Source organism: Phycisphaerales bacterium (assembly GCA_035627955.1).
Lineage (GTDB): Bacteria > Planctomycetota > Phycisphaerae > Phycisphaerales > UBA1924 > JAEYTB01.
On sequence record DASPKU010000001.1, the window covers coordinates 133,045 to 150,464 of the forward strand.

General features: G+C 66.9%; 16 protein-coding genes. 9 read left to right on the plus strand and 7 right to left on the minus strand.

From position 1 onward, the window contains the following. Positions 1–81: 81 nt before the first annotated feature. From VD997_00570 to VD997_00580, 3 genes are all read right to left on the minus strand, one after another. Positions 82–2,502, minus strand: coding sequence for a hypothetical protein (locus VD997_00570; GenBank protein HYE60461.1), 2,421 nt, complete (start codon positions 2,500–2,502; stop codon positions 82–84). 235 nt (positions 2,503–2,737) lie between these two features. After that, complete coding sequence (locus VD997_00575) at positions 2,738–3,115, minus strand: hypothetical protein (GenBank protein ID HYE60462.1); 378 nt, start codon at positions 3,113–3,115, stop codon at positions 2,738–2,740. Between the two features lie 115 nt (positions 3,116–3,230). Next, positions 3,231–3,584 carry a hypothetical protein gene (locus VD997_00580; GenBank protein ID HYE60463.1) on the minus strand — a complete coding sequence of 118 codons (354 nt, stop codon included), beginning with the start codon at positions 3,582–3,584 and terminating at the stop codon, positions 3,231–3,233. Between the two features lie 175 nt (positions 3,585–3,759). Between VD997_00580 and VD997_00585 the strand changes: the two genes are divergently transcribed. From VD997_00585 to VD997_00625, 9 genes are all read left to right on the plus strand, one after another. After that, a complete protein-coding gene (locus VD997_00585; GenBank protein HYE60464.1) occupies positions 3,760–4,452 on the plus strand; it encodes a tetratricopeptide repeat protein in 693 nt (230 codons plus the stop codon). Between the two features lie 60 nt (positions 4,453–4,512). Next, positions 4,513–5,478, plus strand: coding sequence for a metalloregulator ArsR/SmtB family transcription factor (locus VD997_00590; GenBank protein ID HYE60465.1), 966 nt, complete (start codon positions 4,513–4,515; stop codon positions 5,476–5,478). A gap of 45 nt (positions 5,479–5,523) precedes the next feature. Next, positions 5,524–7,059, plus strand: coding sequence for an adenosylhomocysteinase (ahcY, locus tag VD997_00595; GenBank protein ID HYE60466.1), 1,536 nt, complete (start codon positions 5,524–5,526; stop codon positions 7,057–7,059). 236 nt (positions 7,060–7,295) lie between these two features. Further along, the gene (locus VD997_00600; GenBank protein ID HYE60467.1) at positions 7,296–8,351 is read left to right on the plus strand and encodes a prepilin-type N-terminal cleavage/methylation domain-containing protein; all 1,056 of its coding nucleotides are present in this window, start codon (positions 7,296–7,298) and stop codon (positions 8,349–8,351) included. Between the two features lie 36 nt (positions 8,352–8,387). Then, on the plus strand, positions 8,388–9,407 hold the full coding sequence (locus VD997_00605) for a prepilin-type N-terminal cleavage/methylation domain-containing protein (protein HYE60468.1): 1,020 nt from the start codon (positions 8,388–8,390) through the stop codon (positions 9,405–9,407). Positions 9,408–9,644: 237 nt separating this feature from the next. Further along, positions 9,645–10,742 (plus strand): prepilin-type N-terminal cleavage/methylation domain-containing protein, encoded by a 1,098-nt coding sequence (locus VD997_00610; GenBank protein HYE60469.1) that lies wholly within the window; start codon positions 9,645–9,647, stop codon positions 10,740–10,742. A gap of 132 nt (positions 10,743–10,874) precedes the next feature. Next, positions 10,875–11,777 (plus strand): AsmA family protein, encoded by a 903-nt coding sequence (locus VD997_00615; GenBank protein ID HYE60470.1) that lies wholly within the window; start codon positions 10,875–10,877, stop codon positions 11,775–11,777. Between the two features lie 134 nt (positions 11,778–11,911). After that, on the plus strand, positions 11,912–12,823 hold the full coding sequence (metF, locus tag VD997_00620) for a methylenetetrahydrofolate reductase [NAD(P)H] (protein ID HYE60471.1): 912 nt from the start codon (positions 11,912–11,914) through the stop codon (positions 12,821–12,823). A gap of 76 nt (positions 12,824–12,899) precedes the next feature. Next, the gene (locus VD997_00625) at positions 12,900–14,363 is read left to right on the plus strand and encodes a hypothetical protein (protein HYE60472.1); all 1,464 of its coding nucleotides are present in this window, start codon (positions 12,900–12,902) and stop codon (positions 14,361–14,363) included. Positions 14,364–14,488: 125 nt separating this feature from the next. Here the strand turns inward: VD997_00625 and VD997_00630 are convergent, their stop codons facing one another. The 4 genes from VD997_00630 to VD997_00645 all read right to left on the minus strand — a co-directional run bounded on the left by VD997_00630 (position 14,489) and on the right by VD997_00645 (position 17,316). Then, positions 14,489–16,180: an ATPase, T2SS/T4P/T4SS family gene (locus VD997_00630; protein HYE60473.1), complete on the minus strand. Its 1,692-nt coding sequence runs from the start codon at positions 16,178–16,180 to the stop codon at positions 14,489–14,491. An 86-nt stretch (positions 16,181–16,266) separates the two neighbouring features. Then, entirely contained in the window at positions 16,267–16,581 is a 315-nt protein-coding gene (locus VD997_00635) for a DUF5985 family protein (protein ID HYE60474.1), read from the minus strand. Next, positions 16,581–16,862 carry a DUF5985 family protein gene (locus VD997_00640; GenBank protein ID HYE60475.1) on the minus strand — a complete coding sequence of 94 codons (282 nt, stop codon included), beginning with the start codon at positions 16,860–16,862 and terminating at the stop codon, positions 16,581–16,583. The genes VD997_00635 and VD997_00640 overlap by 1 nt, the downstream gene beginning before the upstream one ends. After that, a complete protein-coding gene (locus tag VD997_00645; GenBank protein HYE60476.1) occupies positions 16,855–17,316 on the minus strand; it encodes a hypothetical protein in 462 nt (153 codons plus the stop codon). Before VD997_00645 ends, VD997_00640 begins: the two co-directional genes overlap by 8 nt. Between the last annotated feature and the right edge of the window lie 104 nt (positions 17,317–17,420).

Consider the following 17,420-nt stretch of genomic DNA (forward strand, 5'->3'; position numbering starts at 1 on the left):
TCGGCCATTGGGGTGCGCACAGACGAAAAAGGGCCCGGTCCTGCGACCGGGCCCTTCACTCATGCATTCAGGACCTGAGGATCAGCAGGGGCTGCCCCCCAGCACGCGGAAGAACGCCTCGATGTCCTGGTCCGTCCCGATGTCGCCATCGCCATTGAAGTCGGCGCCGCCGCTCCAGCACGTCGGGCAGCAGTTGCCGCCCAGGCAGGCGAAGAACGCCTCGATGTCCTGGTCGGTACCGCTGTCACCATCGCCGTTGAAGTCCTGCGGGCCGCACTGGCTGGGGGGCGCCAGCGGGGCCTTCACCGCCGCCGTCACGCTCGTCGCCGGGCTGGCCGCGGTCGCGGGCTTGAAGAGGCCAACGGTCACCGGCGAGTCCTGCGGCGGGCGGTCGCAGTCGAAGCGGAAGTTGTACATCGTGCCCCAGCGGATCGCGTTGGAGCTGTTGCCCTGCGTGGCCGCGTCGTAAGGAGCGCAGGCCCACTTCACCTCGCCGCCGACCTTGCTGCCCGCCCAGTTGGCGGGGTTGAGCGCCGTATTGGGGTAGGGCTCGCCGGAGTGCGCGAACACGCCGTGGAAGTCGATGTTCGTCACGGTGGCGCTCGGATCAACCGGCACGCTGAACGAGCCGCCCGCGCGGTCGGAGTTGTCGTTGTACACGGCGTACTCGTAGTGCCAGGTGCCGTTGCCGTTGTCCGTCACCTTGCAGCCCACGATGAACCGCCCGCGGATGCCCGTCGGGTGGATGCTGGTGTCGAGGTAGGTCGCGTCACCCAGGATCACCGTTGGGTCCAGGTCGCGCCAGGCGTGGATGCCGGCCTTGTACCGCACGGTGTTGCCCGCGAACGTCGGGTCACCCGCGCCGCCCAGGCTGGAGGGGTTCACGAGCCGGTACGAGTGGTTGTTGAACGCGTTGACGGCGGGGTTGCCGCCGTTAGCCCACTGCGCGTCGTCCTGAGTCACGTAGTGGCCGTCAACGATGTACGTCGCGCCGGCATTGAGCGCCGGCAGCACGTCGTTGGTGTACACCTGCAGACGCCGGCCGATGGTCGCCGGTGCCGCCGGTGCGGTGAAGGGGTGCGGGTAGTAGCCCGTCGTCGCGTTCACCTGGCTCCGCGGCCCGAGGCTCCCCTGGCTGCCGTTGAGCCCCGCGCCGTACAGGTCGGAGCAGTTCACGCCCAGCTGGTCGCCGCCCATGGGGGGCTGCACGCAGCTGTTGGAGCAGAACTGGCTGTTGGTCGACACGAAGCCGTGCTTCAGCCAGCTCTGCCCGATCTGCTCGAAGCGGCCGTTCTTGAGGCGGTACATGTTCTGCGCGATGGTCGGGTGCTGGTTGCTCTGGTAGCCCGGCGTGCTGTTGTGGTCGATCCACAGCACCGGCACATCGCCCAGGTTGCAGGCGTTGGTGCCAACCGAATAAGCGCTCACGTTGACGGTGCCGGGGCCCGGGTCAACATCGACGGTGCCGTACGAGTCCATGTCGCTCAGATCGCCGACGTACACGTCAGGGCCCGAAGTCGGGCAGGGCTGCACATTGACGGTGATCACACCGCTCGTGCTGCGGCTCTGCGCGTCCGAGAGCGTCCACGGGATGGTCTTGGTGCCCACGCTCATGCCAGACGGCAGCGAAGCCAGATAGCTGAAGTTGTTGTCGCCGGCGGTCACGTCGCCGTGCGTGCCGTCGTCGTAGAACGACTGCTCCACCGATCCGCCGATCTGGGCGAGGTTGCCGACGACGGTCATCCCCGTGCTCGCTGGGTTGAAGCCCGGCGAGGCCTGCACCACCAGGCGCGTCGTGCTGTTTGAGCACGCGCCCACCGTGGAGGGCGAGGCCGTGCCCGAGCCCTGCGGCGGCAGCGTGCCGTTGCTGCAGGTAAGGGTGAGCTTCAGGCCGGCGGCCAGCCCGGCGCTGTTGCACACGTACTGCGTGGCGGGCATGCTGGTGTGCTGCGCGCCGACAGTCGCGCTGTTGTTCTGGCCCGGATTGGCGCCATAGATGTACTCGACCTGGCTGCCGTCCTCAAACATCCGGATCTGGAAGTTCAGCGACCCGCCGCCCGAGTAGTACAGCGCCCGCCACTCGACGTTGAACACCCGGTTGGGGGCGACGCCCGTCACCGAGGTGAAAATCCCCAGACCACCGTTGGTTCCGTCGGGGTTGTTCGTGCGCAGATCATCCCAGTGCGGCAGCAGCGCGACGCCCATGTTCGCCTGCGGAAGACAGAAGTTCGTGTACGCGTTGCTCGCCGTCGTGAACTGCATCGTGCCGTTGCTGGACACCGTCGCCGTGTTGTACGAGACGCCGTAGAGCAGCACCGGGAACGGAAGCGCGATGTTTGTCACCACGTCATCGCCGTGGTTGCCCACGTCGGTCGTGCCGGGGACGATCGTCGCCCCGGTCGTCGACGACACCGAGAACCCGGTGCACTGCGCGTTGACCGCCTGCGCCAACCCCGCCGCGGCCACCAATGACAGCGCCACGCCCACATGATGCTTCTTCATGCCACGAACTCCTCTTTTTGCGCGACCCACACAATGACACCACGAAACGCCCCGGAGCCGGGACGGCGGGACACCGGAATGACCCCCTGAGTCGCCTTGCGCGCCCCGCAACTCCGCTCAAGGCTCACGCCAGCATAACTGCCGGCTCAAAAAGCACAACCCGCCCCGCCCCGTTTCCCCGGACCGGCATGCGGCGCTCAACCCCCGCTTTCACGTTTCCGGACTTCTCAGCCGCTCACACCCAAACCTGTACGATCAGGTTGGGCTCCCGCCCTTGCTTGCCGGTCCAGTCGCCCACCGTCGTGTTCACGAGCTTCACCTCGTACTGCGGGTGTGCGTCCAGCCACTCATTGATCTGCTGGTCCATGAACTCCAGCGACTCATTGTTGAGCTTGCAGTGGAAGCTCTTCACGTGGATCGCGCCCTTTCCCGTGACGTTGGGCGACCGCTTCCACTTGTCCTCATGAGAGCCCTTGCTCCCCAGCCGCTGCTCGAATGCCTGGATCTTGGGTGATCCGGCATCGAGCCGCACCGAAGGGGGCGCGGGGGTCGCGGTGCCGCCATTCGCGGCCGGGGCATCGGGCGAACGCAGGGGACCAGAGTCGTGAGGCATCGGGCAGCTCCCTTCAGGATCGGGGCGACAGGCACAGAACGCGCCAGACCGAAACGCACACGCAAGTCGATCACCAACATACCGCGCCGGGCCGGCGCGTCGAGGCTTTCCCGAACTATCGGCCCGGCACCCGGTCGAAGCTGAACACCCACGTGGTCCCTTCATCTCGACCCACAAATCGATGCTCCACCGCCCCCGCCCCATCGAACCGCACGACTACCTCCATCTCGCCAGCCCTTTCGACAACCGACAGGCATTCCCCACTCGCCACCCGCAGGACCCGCCCGCGCCCGCCGCTGACCGGCCCCTCATACTCGAGGTACTCCCGCCGGTGGTCCGGCGTCCGCACGGCCGCAAACTCCTGCGGCTCCGATAGATCCAGCGCCTGAAGGATCCGAAACGACACCAGCTTCCCGCCCGCCTCCTGCGGGCGCTCAAACATCCAGTCGTAGTGATCGCTTTCCCCCATCCCAGCCTCCCGGGGGATCGCGTGATGCCACAGAATCACACAGCGAGCCACCGCTTCATACTCCTGCCTGTCGGATGCAGCCCGCACCCTCCGCCAGTCGATAAACTCGCCCCCGCGTGCCCAATTATCGCACGCCCAGCCGCGACGGACGCGGCCTTCCCAGGAGTGACGGATCATGAACCCGCGCAAGACTTGCCTCTGCCTCACCCTCGCCCTCCTCGCGGCAGTGGGGGGCTGCACCAACCAGCGTCCCCTCCACATCGTTAAGGAAAACGCCGAGTTCGCCGCCCAGCACTCCCGCTACGACGTCGCGAAGACCGACTACGAGGAGTACGTCCGCCGCAAGCCCGATGATGTCGAGGTCCGCTACGCCTACGCCCGCACCCTCATCGACGCCGGCGAGCCCAAGGCCGCGATCTACGAGCTGAACACCTGCCTCGACGTCTACCCGCTCAACGATACCTACCTCGACGCCCTGTGCGAGGCCATGTACAAGGCCGGCGAGCGTGAAGCCCTCACCGCACTCCTTGCCCGCAACGCCAGCGAGCGCGGGCGCGTTTCGGACTTCCTCCGCCAGGGTATCTACGCCGCCAAGATCGGCAACGCCGACGAAGCCCAGCAGGCTCTCAAGACCGCCGCGAAGCTCGATGGCGGCAAGACGGTCGCCCCACAGCGCGCCCTCGCCGACTTCTACGGCAGCCTCGGCGACCGCCCCAAGCAAGTCCGCCACCTCCGCATGGCCTACTTCATCGAGCCCGCAAATCCGGACACCCTCAAGGAGGTCCGACGCATCGGCGAAATCCCCGGCCCGAGCTTCGCGCTCGCCCCGGACGATGTCGTCCTGACCGCCGAGCCTGTGAAGGACTGAGGCCCAAGTCTCCATTGACCCTTCGGCAGCTCGCTTCTATCCTTCCATCCGGATAAACGGATGAAGCGTGCCGACTCTGCCAACCTCACCCGGGTCACGGACCGCCTCGCGGCCCTTTCCGACATGACACGCCTCCGCATTCTCCGCCTGGTGGAGTGCGAGGCGTTGTCCGTTGGCGAGCTGGCCCAGGTCGTGCAGCTGCCCCAGTCCACCGTGAGCCGCCACCTCAAGGTGCTGGCCGACGCCGCATGGGTGGTCCGCCGCTCCGAAGGCACGGCCGGGTTCTATCGCCTCGTCCTGGACGACCTGCCCACCGAGTCGCGCTCGCTCTGGCTCGCCGTGCGCGAGCAGATCCCCGGCACGCACGAGGTCGAGGAAGACCAGCGCCGGCTCCGCTCCGTGCTCGCGGAGCGACGCACCGACAGCCTCAGCTTCTTCGGCCGCTTCGCGGGCGAGTGGGACCACCTCCGCAACGAGCTCTTCGGCGCCCGCTTTACCTCGCTCGCCCTGCTCTCGCTGATCCGCAGCGACTGGACCATCGCCGACCTCGGCTGCGGCACCGGCAACGCGTCCGAGCTGCTCGCGCCCGTCGTCGAGCGCGTGGTCGCGGTGGACGTCTCCGGCCCGATGCTCGAGGCCGCGCGTGAACGGCTGAAGGACGCGCCCAACGTGACTTTCGTCGAGGCGGTGGCTGAGAAGCTGCCGATCCCCGACCGGACAATTGATGCCGCCGTCGCGGTGCTCGTCCTGCACCACATCGCCGACCCCGGCGCATTCCTCACGGAGGCCGCCCGCATCCTCCGCGCCGGGCGTGCGGGCGGCACGCTGCTCATCGTGGATATGGTGGAGCACGACCGCACCGAGTACCGCCAGACCATGGGCCACCAGCACCTGGGCTTCTCTCATCAGAGCATGACCAGGCTGCTCAAGTCCGCCGGCTTCGCCGACGTCAACTACCGCGAACTCCCCACCGAACCCGATGCGAAAGGCCCTGGCCTGTTCGTCGCGACCGCTCGCATCAACTGAGCATTTCCGCTTTCTGGTTTCCGCTTTCCGCATTCAGGAGCCCCCATGACCGCCACCGCCTCGCCGTCCAAAACGCTGAAGCCCTCCATCCACCAGTCCCTCGACTACAAAGTCGCCGACCTCACCCTCGCCGAGCTCGGCCGCAAGGAGATCCGCCTCGCCGAGCACGAGATGCCCGGCCTGATGGCGCTCCGCGCCCGCTACAAGGGCCAGAAGCCCCTCGCGGGCGCACGCATCATGGGCTCCCTGCACATGACCGTGCAGACTGCGGTGCTCATCGAGACCCTCGTTGACCTCGGCGCCAGCGTCCGCTGGGTTTCGTGCAACATCTTCTCGACGCAGGACTCCGCCGCCGCGGCCGTTGTGGTCGGCCCGAGCGGCACCATCGACAACCCCAAGGGCGTGAGCGTCTTCGCCTGGAAGGGCGAGACGCTGCCCGAGTACTGGTGGTGCACCGAGCAGGCCCTCCGCTGGCCCGACGGCGGCGGCCCCAACCTGCTGCTGGACGACGGCGGCGACGCCACGCTGCTCGTGCACAAGGGCGCCGAGTTCGAGAAGGCCGGCAAGGTCCCGGACTTCAACGCGAGCACCGACCCTGAGGAGTGGGGAGTGATCCTGGATCTGCTCCGCGATGAGCAGAAGAAGAACCCAGGCCGCTGGACCAAGGTCATCGCCGGCATCAAGGGCGTCTCCGAGGAGACCACCACCGGCGTGCACCGCCTCTACGAGATGCAGAAGGCCGGCACGCTCCGCATGCCCGCCATCAACGTCAACGACTCCGCGACCAAGAGCAAGTTCGACAACCTGTACGGCTGCCGTCACTCGCTCGTCGACGGCCTCAACCGCGCCACCGACGTCATGCTCAGCGGCAAGGTCGCCGTGGTGCTCGGCTACGGTGACGTGGGCAAGGGCTGCGCCCAGGCCCTCCGCGGCCAGGGCTGCCGCGTGATCGTCACCGAGATCGACCCCATCAACGCCCTCCAGGCGGCGATGGAGGGCTACCAGGTCGCCGTGCTCGAGGACGTGGTCGAGACCGCCGACATCTTCATTACCGCGACGGGCAACAAGGACGTCATCACCGTCGAGCACATGCAGAAGATGAAGGACAAGGCGATCGTCGCCAACATCGGCCACTTCGACAACGAGATCGACATGGCCTCGCTCTACAAGGGCGTTGAGAAGGGCGGCGTCAAGCGCGTCAACATCAAGGCCCAGTACGACGAGTTCGTATTCAACGCCGGCGGCAAGAACGAGAAGTCCATCCTCGTGCTCGCCGAGGGCCGCCTGATGAACCTGGGCTGCGCCACCGGCCACCCCAGCTTCGTGATGAGCAGCTCGTTCACCAACCAGACCATCGCGCAGTTGGACCTGTGGCTCAACGCCAACAACAAGCCCACCCTCAGCGGCTTCCGCTACGAGACCGGCAAGGTCTACACCCTGCCCAAGAAGCTCGACGAGGAGGTCGCACGCCTGCACCTCGAAAAGCTGGGCGTGAAGCTCACCCGCCTCAGCCCCGCTCAGGCCAGCTACCTCGGCGTCAGCCCCGACGGCCCCTACAAGGCCGACCACTACCGCTATTGAGCTTGCCGCCGGCCGCGCCCTGACGGTCGTGGCCATTGCAGAAATCCAGCCGAACCGACCGCCGGCGGGCCCAAATACCCGCCGGCGTTCTTTATTTACTGGACGCCAAGCCGCTTGTCCGATCACCCCGGCGTGGTACATTGTTTTCCGGGTGGCGCTCGCTACCCGTCTACCCGCTCCGGGCCATGCGTGATCCAACCCGGGACGGCCTCGCGTTTCTCCAAGGGGTGCACAACATGCCCGCGCGCACGGTCCGTCGTTCTCCCGCATTCACGCTGATCGAGCTGCTGGTGGTCATCGCCATCATCGCGCTGCTGATCGGCATCCTCCTGCCCGCGCTCGCGAAGGCGCGCAAGGTCGCGAGGATGGACATCTGCCTCAGCAACATGCGTTCCATGGGCGTGGGCTTGCAGGCCTACGCCATGGACAAGCGCGGCAGCCTCGCCGCGTTCTCGTGGAAGACAGGCCAAGGCCAGAGCTTCTGGGCCGACCTCAACACCGCCGCCATGGAGGGCGCCCCTCAGGCCCACGCCGCGCAGGCGGTGGACATCGCCCGCCGCTGGCTCAAGAACCCGACCATCCAGCCGGTCACCGACCGGATGCTCACCCGCAACTTCTCCTACATGGTCCTCGTGGACGGCGGCTACTTCGGCGATGGCTTCCCGGAGAAGGCCGTCGCCTGTCCCGATGATCGGGACACCCTCGTCTGGCAGAAGAACTTCGTTAACAACCCCACCAACATCACGGCCGGCACGGTCGACCCCGACCCGGCCGCGTCGCCTGCGTTCAAGCAGTTCCTCCCCTTCTGGTCCACCTATCAGGCCGTCCCCTGCGCCTTCTCCGACCAGACCGGCCCGAGCAGCATCTACCAGGCCAGCGGCCAGGCGGGGTACCACCTGCTGTATTACTACATCCCCGGCAATGGGCCGACCGCGACGGTCTTCAACACAACCCGAATGGACATGATCAACTTCCCGTCGCAGAAGGTCTACGTCTTTGACCTCTTCGACCGCCACAGCCATAAGAACACGATCTTCCACGCCTACCCGCAGGCGCGCCAGCCGCTGCTCATGTTCGATGGCTCGGCGAATATCCGCACCACCCGCGACTCCAACAAGGGCTGGAACCCCACCACGCCCACCAGCATGGCCACCACCACCTACCAGTACTGGCCAACCGTGGGTGAGCCCCGCACCGTCTCTGGCAACGCTGCCGACACCGTCGAGGGCTATTACCGCTGGACGCGCCGCGGCCTCAAAGGCGTGGACTTCGCTGGCGGCGAGGTGCGGTAAACTGCTAGGATGTCAGGGGGTCGTCAGGAGTATCCCATGAACCGGCGTGCCTTTACCCTGATCGAGCTCCTCGTCGTCATCGCCATTATCGCGCTGCTGATCGGCATCCTGCTGCCCTCCCTCGCCTCCGCCCGCAAGGTCGCGCGGATGGATGTATGCATGAGCAACATGCGGCAGATGGGCACCGGTCTCACCGCCTACTCGGTCGATGCCCGCAACTCCCTGGCGCAGTTCTCCTGGAAGCAGGGCACGCACCAGACGCAGTACGCCGACCTGCGCACCTCCGGCAGCGCCACCCAGGCCCACATCAACCAGGCGCTCGACATCGTCCGGCGTCACCTCAAGAACAACCAGCCGATGTTCACCGGGCGCATGATCGCCCGCAACTTCTCCTACCTCGTCCTCGTGGACGGCGGCTACTTCGGCGACAAGCTTCCCGAGCGTGCCGTCGCCTGCCCCGACGACAAGGATGCCATCACGTGGCAGAACAACCTCGTCAATAACCCCACCAACCCGCTCGCGGGCACGCTCGACCCTGACCCCACCGGCGAGCCCGCGTACAAGCAGTTCCTGCCCTTCTGGTCCACCTACCAGGCGGTGCCCAGCTCCTGGAACAACCTGACCGGCACCAACGGCATCCGCCAGGCCAGCGGCGCCATGGGCAACCACCTGCTCTACACCACGCCCACGACAACGCAGTTCACCAGCGTGCGCATGGACCAGGTCACGTTCCCCTCCCAGAAGGTCTACATCTTCGATCTCTTCGACCGCCACAGCCGCAAGAAGACCATCTTCCACGCCTACGCCGACGCCAAGCAGCCGCTGCTGTTCTTCGATGGCTCCGTGCGGTTTCTCCGCACGGGCGACGCCAACAAGGGCTGGAACCCCCTCACGCCCGACAACATCAACGCCATCACCAGCTATCTCTACTATCCCAGCCCGGCCGAGCCGCGCACCCTCAGCGGGGCCCCCTCCGAGACGGTGCTGGGCTACTACCGGTGGACCCGGCGGGGCATCAAGGGTGTCGATTACGGCGGCGGCGAAGTTCTTCGGTAAGTCGCGGTCCGGCAGGAGCATACGAACAACCTGCGACCGCCCCATGCAGGTGGCCTCATGGTTTTCCTGCATCCAAACCCAAACACGCCCAGTATCTGTGGATAAGACTGCGCTTGCTCTAGCGGCCTGATGCAGTACACTGGTCGAAGGCGGGGATCCACCCGCGATCGCGCCCTTTCCAGTTCTTGGAAGTCAGGGGTGACATCAATGAAGAACAGCACTTCTAGAGGGACTGCCATGCGATCCAACGTTCCGTTCCGCCGCGCTTTCACGCTGATCGAGCTGCTCGTCGTGATTGCCATCATCGCGCTGCTGATCGGCATCCTGCTGCCCGCGCTCAACAAGGCCCGGTGCTCCGGCCGCATGGCCGTGTGCCTGGCCAACCTCCAGCAGCACGGCGTAGCGACGCACAACTACGCCGCCGACTACCTGGACAAGATCTACTCCTTCTCCATTACCTCCAGCACCGAGGACGCCATCCTGAAGCTGCCGGCTGATCTTCAGGCACTGGCCCGCACCAACGACACCGGCGCTGCCTCGGCCCAGGCTGTCGACATCATCCGCCGGCGTGGCGGTCGTGAAGACCTCATGGGCATCGACCGCTGGATCCCCCACGTCATGTACTCGCACCTGGTCCTTCAGGACTACATGACCTCGCGCCTCCCTGAGAAGATGGTCGCCTGCCCCGAGGACAAGAACCGCCTCCGCTGGCAGGACTGGCAGGCCTTCGAGCGCAACGAGTTCGCTCCCCTCCAGGCCGACCCCTCCGTCAACAACAACAAGCGCTGGCCCTACAGCTCCAGCTACGAGATCGTCCCCGCCTCCTACGCACCCGACACCAAGGGCACCCGCGGCACCTGGATCCAGGGTGATTACTACAACACCTTTGCCTACACGCCCGGCTCCCTGTCTTCGAACCCCACCGGCATCCTCGGCAAGCGCAAGCTCTCCGAGGTGGCCTTCCCGATGAACAAGGTTCAGATCTACGAGAATGAGTCCCGCCACTGCCGCAAGGTCCCTGTCTTCTTCGCCGCGGACGGCGTTGAGGTCGCGATGCTGTTCTTCGATCAGCACGCCAAGATGATGAAGACCAACGACATCAACCCCGGCTTCAAGCCCGAGAACCCCAGCAACCCCTTCCCCACCCTCATCGAGTACGACCGCACCGGCGGCGGCTTCAACCCGCCCTCCCCGTGGGACGCGCCCAGCGAGGACCTCATGCCGCCCAACGGCTTCCAGGGCAAGATGCGCTGGACCCGCGGCGGCCTCAAGGGCAACGACATGCGTGGCACCGGCAGCGTGAACACCGAAATCCGCACCACCGGCTGGCAGTAAGTCGCTGATCTACCCAGGATCGACTGAATCCGAACGCCCTGCCCCCGCGGCAGGGCGTTTTTCTTGAGCGCTCAGCCAGGGCTGCACGCCTCCCCCGCGGCGCTTATGCTCTGCCCCTACGGGAGGGAACCAATGACCAAGCCAGCCAAGATCGCGCTCCGCATTGTCGCTTCGCTCGCCCTGCTGATCATCGTCGGGCTCGTCATCACGCTCGTGATGATCGACTCGGTTGCCAAGACCGGCGTCGAGAAGGGCGGCACCTATGCCCTGGGCGTGAACACCGGGCTCGATAAGGCCAGCATCGGCCTCACTTCGGGCAAGTTCGGCCTCTCGGGCCTCAAGGTCGACAACCCGCAGGGCTTCGAGGGCAAGTTCCTCGCGCTGGGCGACGGCGCGCTCGAGGTCAGCCTCGGCTCACTGATGAAGGACACCGTCGTCGTGCCCCGCTTCGCCCTCACCAACGTCGAACTCGACCTCGAGCGCAACAGCAGCGGCGCCAACTACAACATCATCCTGAACAACCTCAAGAAGCTCGAGTCCGCGGAGAAGGGTGACAAGGCCAAGCCCGCCGAGGACCGCCCCGGCAAGCAGTTCAAGATCGGCGAGATTGTCATCTCGAACGTGACAGTGCACCTGGACCTGCTCGGCGGTCCCTCCGGGGCCACCAAGCTCACGATCCCCATCCACGAGATCAAGCTCACGAACGTCGGCAGCGACGGCTCGGGCGTAGATATCGCCGAGCTCTCGTCCACCATCCTGCAGGCGATCCTCGCCGCGGCCGTGGACAAGGGCGGCTCCCTCATCCCCGCTGACGTCATGGGCGACCTCAACGCCGGGCTCTCGCAGCTCTCCGGACTCGCCGACGTCGGCGTGCAGGCCATTGGCAAGGTTGGGGATCAGGTCACCCAGCTCGGGGGCCAGCTCGGCAAGTCATTGGGCGATGCCACCAAGGGGGTTGGGGACGCGACCAAGGGCGTCGGCGACGCCGTGAAGGGCATTGGGAACATCTTCGAATCCAAGGACAAGAAGAAGTAGCCGATATGGGTGGGGTGTCACGAACCTGTCTTTGGGTCGTGATCCATGCACGACTTTACCGGACCTCTGGCATCCATCCGTTCATCCGGATATACTGCTGAAAGGCCATACCAAGTCCCTCGGCGAGCCTCCCAATGCACATCCGCGACATCTTCGCCGAGCAGCAGACCACCTTCAGCTTCGAGTTCTTCCCGCCCAAGTCGGAAGCCGCGGCCAGCGAGCTGTTCTCCAACATCGCCGAGCTGGAGAGCCTCCGCCCCACATTTGTCTCCGCCACCTACGGGGCCGGCGGGTCCACCCGCGAACTCACCCACGAGCTGGTCGTCAAGCTGAAGACGACCACCACCCTCGACCCCATCCCGCACCTCACCTGCGTCTGCCACACGCAGCACGAGATCGATGAGATCCTCCTCCGGTACGCCAAGGCCGGCATCACCAACATCATGACCCTGCGCGGCGACGTCCCGAAGAGCCATGACGGCGACCCCTGGAAGGACTTCCGCTACGCCGCGCAGCTTGTCAAGCACATCAGGAAGTTCAACGACCGCTCGCTGCACAAGGACCGTCGCGGCTTCGGCATCGGCGTCGCGGGCTACCCGGAGGGCCACTGCGAGACCCCCAACCGCATGGTCGAGATGGACCGCCTCAAGGCCAAGGTTGATGAGGGCGCCGACTTCATCGTCACGCAGCTGTTCTTCGACAACCGCGACTTCTACGACTTCCGCGCCCGCTGCGAGCTCGCGGGCATCCGCATCCCGATCATCGCCGGCATCATGCCGATCACCTCGGCCGCAGGAATGCGGCGCATGGCCGAGCTGGCGCTGGGCGCCCGCTACCCCGCCCCGCTGATCCGCGCGATCAACCGCACGGGCGGCGAGGAGGAGGCGGTGCGGCGCGTGGGCGTGCACTGGGCCACCGAGCAGTGCCGAGATCTGCTGGACCACAACGTCGCTGGCATCCACTTCTACACGCTCAACCGCTCGACCGCCACCCGCGAGATCTACGCCACGCTCGGCGTGAAGGACTCCCGCGCTCTCCGCGCGTGATGCTGCTGCACTGGCTCCCATTGCGTGCCATGGCGACGTCTTCGTCGCTATGTCCTGCCTCCACTACACTGCACGCGTGAACACCCGCGCCGCCATCGTCATGCTCCTGCTCGCCCTCGCCATCGGTGGCGGTGCGTTCTTCGCGCTCCGCCCCCGCCCCGAGGCCGCGCCCGAGCAGCGCACCTGGCTCGCCCAGCTCGACCCCGCGACGATCGACACCATCACCATCCGCTGGAACGACAACCAGCAGGCATTGCTCGAGAAGACCGCTATGACGGACCTCTGGCTGCTCCGCCAGGGCAGCAGCGCCTGGCCCGTGAGCGCGCGGCGCGTGGGCGCCATGGCCACGCTCCTCCGCGATGTCGACAGTGCGCCCGCGACGGAGAAGGGCGCGACCGACGGGGCCACGGTCACCTTCCGCACGGGCAGCACCGACCGCACGATGTCGATCTCTTCCGGCGTGCTCGGCGGGCGCGCGATCGTCCGTGTGCACGGTGAGCCCGACGTTTACCGCAGCGTCGACGCCCAGATCGCCCGCCTCTTTGAGAAAGACGGCGTCCGCGCCTGGCGCGAAGCCGCGGCCTTCAACACCGGTGACTTCTCCCGCATCCGCCTCCAGACCATCGGCCGCCAGATCATTCTGGCCCGCAACGCCGGGCGGTGGGGAATGCAGGTGCCCGTCGCCGCGCCCGCCGACCAGGAGCGCTGCCAGCAGCTCGCCGGCCAGCTCCCGCGCATCACGCTCTCCCGGTTCATCGATCAGCCGCCCGGGAATGACGACGCGCTCGGCCTCGCCGCGCCCGAGGCACTCATCGACACCGAGACCGACTTCCGCACCGTGGTGAACGGCGACGTGCAGCGCCGCACGCTCCTGCAGCAGCTGAAGGTTGGCGGCCCCGTCGACCCCTCCGGCAAGCTCCACTACGCGAGCCTGCGCGCCGAGTGGCTCGACCCCGCCACGCGCTCCGTCACCCCCGCGTGGGGCCCGGTCCTCGCGGCCATCCCCCGCGAAAGCCTCGATGCCCTCTCCGCCGAGAGCACGCAGTACCTCTCCCGCCTCTCGGTGCAGACCGCCGCCGCCGATGTCGCCCGCCTGACCATCTACCGCGACGACAACGCCCTCAAGGATGAGCGTCCCCCCGCGGCGGTGCCCGACCGCAGCGTTCAGATTGAGCGCTACCTGGAGGAGTGGCGCATCCGCCCGCCGGGCTCGATCCTCCGCGGCCCCTCGCCCACCGAATCCGCCGGCATCGAGTACCTGCTCCGCACGCTGTGCGAGCTGCCCGCGGAGGCGATCGGGCGCGAGGCCCCGCAGGGAACGACCGTGGTCGCGCGCCTCAAGGTCGACGCCACGGGCGCTGGCGAGGACATCGGCGTCGGTATCGCTTCGGTGTCGCCGCCAGCGGACAAGGGCACGCCGCGCCCGGACCCCAAGCCCGCGCTCGTGCTCCGCGTCGGCGGCATCTACCGCGTGTACTTCCAGCAGCCCGCCCTCGACGCGGCCCGCTGGATCGCCGACGCGCTCCCGCCCGAGGGATAAGAAGCCCGACTGATAGGAACCCCGACCGTCAGGGAGGGGACAGCCGCGCCCCGCGGCTGTGCTGTCTTGGCCGCCGGATACCACGCGGCGAGGCGTCGCGTACCGCTCCCTCACGGTTGCGGTTCTTACCCGCTCAGCGCCGACGCTACCTCATGCAACGTCGTCACACCCTGCTTCACCTTCGCGAAGCCGTCATCGAGCAGCGTCGCGAGATCCCCGTCGGCCCGGGCCTTCGCGGCGATCCGCGGGCCGTTCACCCGCTCCATCACCATCGCCCGCACCTCGTCGCTCACGGTGAGCAGCTCGTACACGCCCAGCCGCCCGCGGTAGCCGGTGTTGCGGCAGTTGCGGCACCCCTTGCCCCGCACCAGCGTCTGCCCGTCGGCAAGCGCGAACTCGCGCGGGAACTCCGCCCGCTCGATGGCGGTGGGGGTGTACGGCTCGGCGCACAGCTTGCACACCCGCCGCACCAGCCGTTGCGCCATCACGCCCTCGAGCGAGGACGACACCAGGAACGGCTCCACGCCCATGTCGAGCAACCGCGTCATCGACCCCGCCGAGTCGTTGGTGTGCAGCGTCGAGAACACCAGGTGACCCGTGAGCGACGCCTGCACGGCCGTCTCCGCCGTCTCCTTGTCTCGGATCTCACCGATCATCACGACGTCAGGGTCATGCCGCAGGATCGACCGCAGCCCGCTCGCGAAGTCCAACCCCACCTTGTGGTTCACCTGGATCTGGTTGATCCCGGAGATGTGGTACTCCACCGGGTCCTCGACGGTGATGACCTTGATCTCCTCGCTCACGATGCGGTTGAGCGAGGCGTACAGCGTCGTCGACTTCCCGCTGCCTGTCGGCCCGGTGACCAGCAGGATCCCGTGGGGCCGGTTGATGAGCCGGTCCCAGCGGTCGCGCACGCCCGCGGGCATGCCGAGGTCATCCAGCGACATCAGCACCGCAGTTTTGCTCAGCACGCGCAGCACCACGCCCTCGCCGAAGAGCATCGGGATGACGCTCACGCGCAGATCAAACTCCTGCGGCGGCTGACCCGCGACCCGCGTCTTGAACGTGATGCGGCCGTCCTGGGGCTTCCGCTTCTCGGCGATGTTCAGGTTCGCCATGATCTTGAGGCGGCTGATGATCGCCAGCGCAAAGCGGTGGATCGTCGGGGGCGTGTTCGCCTTCTGCAGCACGCCGTCGATGCGGTAGCGGATGACCAGCTCGTGCTCGTAGGGCTCGATGTGGATGTCCGTCGCCCGCTCGCCGATCGCCTCGGTCAGCAGGTCGTTGACGAGCTTGATGACGCTCGCCTCCTGCGCCTGCTCGATGTCCGCGCCCTCGGCGTCGGGCTTGGCCTCGATGGTCCCCGCCGCCCGGTCCATCGCGTCCAGCGTGTCGCCGCCGACGCCGTAGTGGGCGCGGATGAACCGCGTCAGCTCCTCCTCGTCGGCGAGCACGAGTTCGATGGACGCGCCCGTCAGCAGCCGCAGCTCATCGACAACCGAAAAGTCGGAAGGGTCGCACGTGGCCACCGTCAGCGTGCCGTTCTCCTTGCGGATCGGCACGCACCGCTGCTTGAACACCAGCTTGCTCGGCAGCGCCCCCAGGACCCCCGCGTCAACCTCGGTCGCCCCGAGGTCGACCACCGGCAGGTGGAACTGCTCGCCCACGGCCGCGAGCACCTGCGAACGGCTCGCCATCCCCAGGCGCACCAGCACGCGGTCCAGCCGCTCGCCGCTGGCGCGCTGCTCGGCCACGGCCCGGTCCAGGTCCGGGCGGGTGAGTACGCCGCGTTCAACGAGGTAGGTGCCCAGGGCCATCGGTGATCAGTGTACGTCCCGCGTCAACCCCGGAACCGGCGGTGCCGGTGCGACGGTGTGCCGCCGATCCGCGCGTCCGAGAAGCCTCACGTTCCTGCGTGCTGGCCCTTTGCCGCACGCTCCGCCGCGCGGTTCTTGTCCCAGATGCCCCAGATGATGCACGCGAAGGCCAGCAGGCGCGGGATGTAGACGTAGAAGGTCGTCTCGTCGGTGGGCCCCGTCTTCTCCGGCGTGGTGATCACCGCCTGCGCCAGCCACCCCAGTGCCATCAGCCAGAAGGCCATCGCGAAGATCATGAAGAGCCTGTCGCGCGTGCCCGACCAGAATCGGAAAAAGTACAGCCCGATGGCCGTGGAGCAGGCCACCGCGATCCCCAGCATGAAGTGGATGTACTGCCCCATCAGCCCTCCCGGTCCTTGGACGTGATCAGCGCCCCCAGCATCACCACCAGCCCGACGGTCGCCACCCCGATACGCCACGCCCGCAGATCGACCTCTGTCGGCAGCACAATGCGGTCCACCACCAGGAGGATGCTGTTGAGCGCCAGGGCCGTGAAGCACAGCGCGCTGAACAGCAGCAGTCGCGATTGACTCTTCAAGTACGCCCGCGCCAGCAGTACCGCGCACATCATCGCCGTGAGCGCGCACAACACGTACACCACGTGCGGCAGGAACTCAACCATGAGGCTGCCCTCCCTTCTCGTCCTGATCCGATCCGGCGTCCGGCCCCTGCTGGGGCGGCCCGCTCGGCGGCGGCTCCTTCCGCAGCCTGAACGCATCCGAGAAACTCTGCAGCGCCCGGTTGGGCTTTGTGTAGATCAGCGTGACGACCGCGACCGGGTGCGACTGGTAGGCCCGGGCAAGGTCCTGCACCGTCGCGTGCGTCACCGGGTCGGCGCCGTAGCGGTAACCGCCGGACACCCCAGAAACCTTGACCGCCAGGTGGTACTGGCTCAGCAGCTGCAGCTGCGAGTTGGTCCACGGCTCGGTCACGCGCAGCTCCTTCGCGAGGCTGTGGCTGGTCCACACCTTCGCGGGGTCCCGAAGCAGCAGCAGCAGCACCTCGAGCTGCGCCACTGACTCGATCCGCTCGAGGATGAGGTCACGGACATCGGGTTGGAGTGGCTGGGGCTTCACGGTGCTGTCAGAGCGAAACCAAACCCACGTGGCTTGAAAAGCCGGCCTGCCCCCAGGCGTCGCAACTCTACCGCCCGACCCCCGCCGCGTGAACCCTCATGGGA

Bases quoted from the DNA above. Each gene is read 5' to 3' on its own strand.
- VD997_00640 (HYE60475.1), bottom strand. From the start codon at position 16,862: ATGGTTGAGTTCCTGCCGCACGTGGTGTACGTGTTGTGCGCGCTCACG.
- VD997_00605 (HYE60468.1), top strand. From the start codon at position 8,388: ATGAACCGGCGTGCCTTTACCCTGATCGAGCTCCTCGTCGTCATCGCC.
- VD997_00575 (HYE60462.1), bottom strand. From the start codon at position 3,115: ATGCCTCACGACTCTGGTCCCCTGCGTTCGCCCGATGCCCCGGCCGCG.
- VD997_00580 (HYE60463.1), bottom strand. From the start codon at position 3,584: ATGGGGGAAAGCGATCACTACGACTGGATGTTTGAGCGCCCGCAGGAG.
- ahcY (HYE60466.1), top strand. From the start codon at position 5,524: ATGACCGCCACCGCCTCGCCGTCCAAAACGCTGAAGCCCTCCATCCAC.
- VD997_00630 (HYE60473.1), bottom strand. From the start codon at position 16,180: ATGGCCCTGGGCACCTACCTCGTTGAACGCGGCGTACTCACCCGCCCG.
- metF (HYE60471.1), top strand. From the start codon at position 11,912: ATGCACATCCGCGACATCTTCGCCGAGCAGCAGACCACCTTCAGCTTC.
- VD997_00600 (HYE60467.1), top strand. From the start codon at position 7,296: ATGCCCGCGCGCACGGTCCGTCGTTCTCCCGCATTCACGCTGATCGAG.
- VD997_00615 (HYE60470.1), top strand. From the start codon at position 10,875: ATGACCAAGCCAGCCAAGATCGCGCTCCGCATTGTCGCTTCGCTCGCC.
- VD997_00610 (HYE60469.1), top strand. From the start codon at position 9,645: ATGCGATCCAACGTTCCGTTCCGCCGCGCTTTCACGCTGATCGAGCTG.
- VD997_00570 (HYE60461.1), bottom strand. From the start codon at position 2,502: ATGAAGAAGCATCATGTGGGCGTGGCGCTGTCATTGGTGGCCGCGGCG.
- VD997_00590 (HYE60465.1), top strand. From the start codon at position 4,513: ATGAAGCGTGCCGACTCTGCCAACCTCACCCGGGTCACGGACCGCCTC.
- VD997_00585 (HYE60464.1), top strand. From the start codon at position 3,760: ATGAACCCGCGCAAGACTTGCCTCTGCCTCACCCTCGCCCTCCTCGCG.
- VD997_00635 (HYE60474.1), bottom strand. From the start codon at position 16,581: ATGGGGCAGTACATCCACTTCATGCTGGGGATCGCGGTGGCCTGCTCC.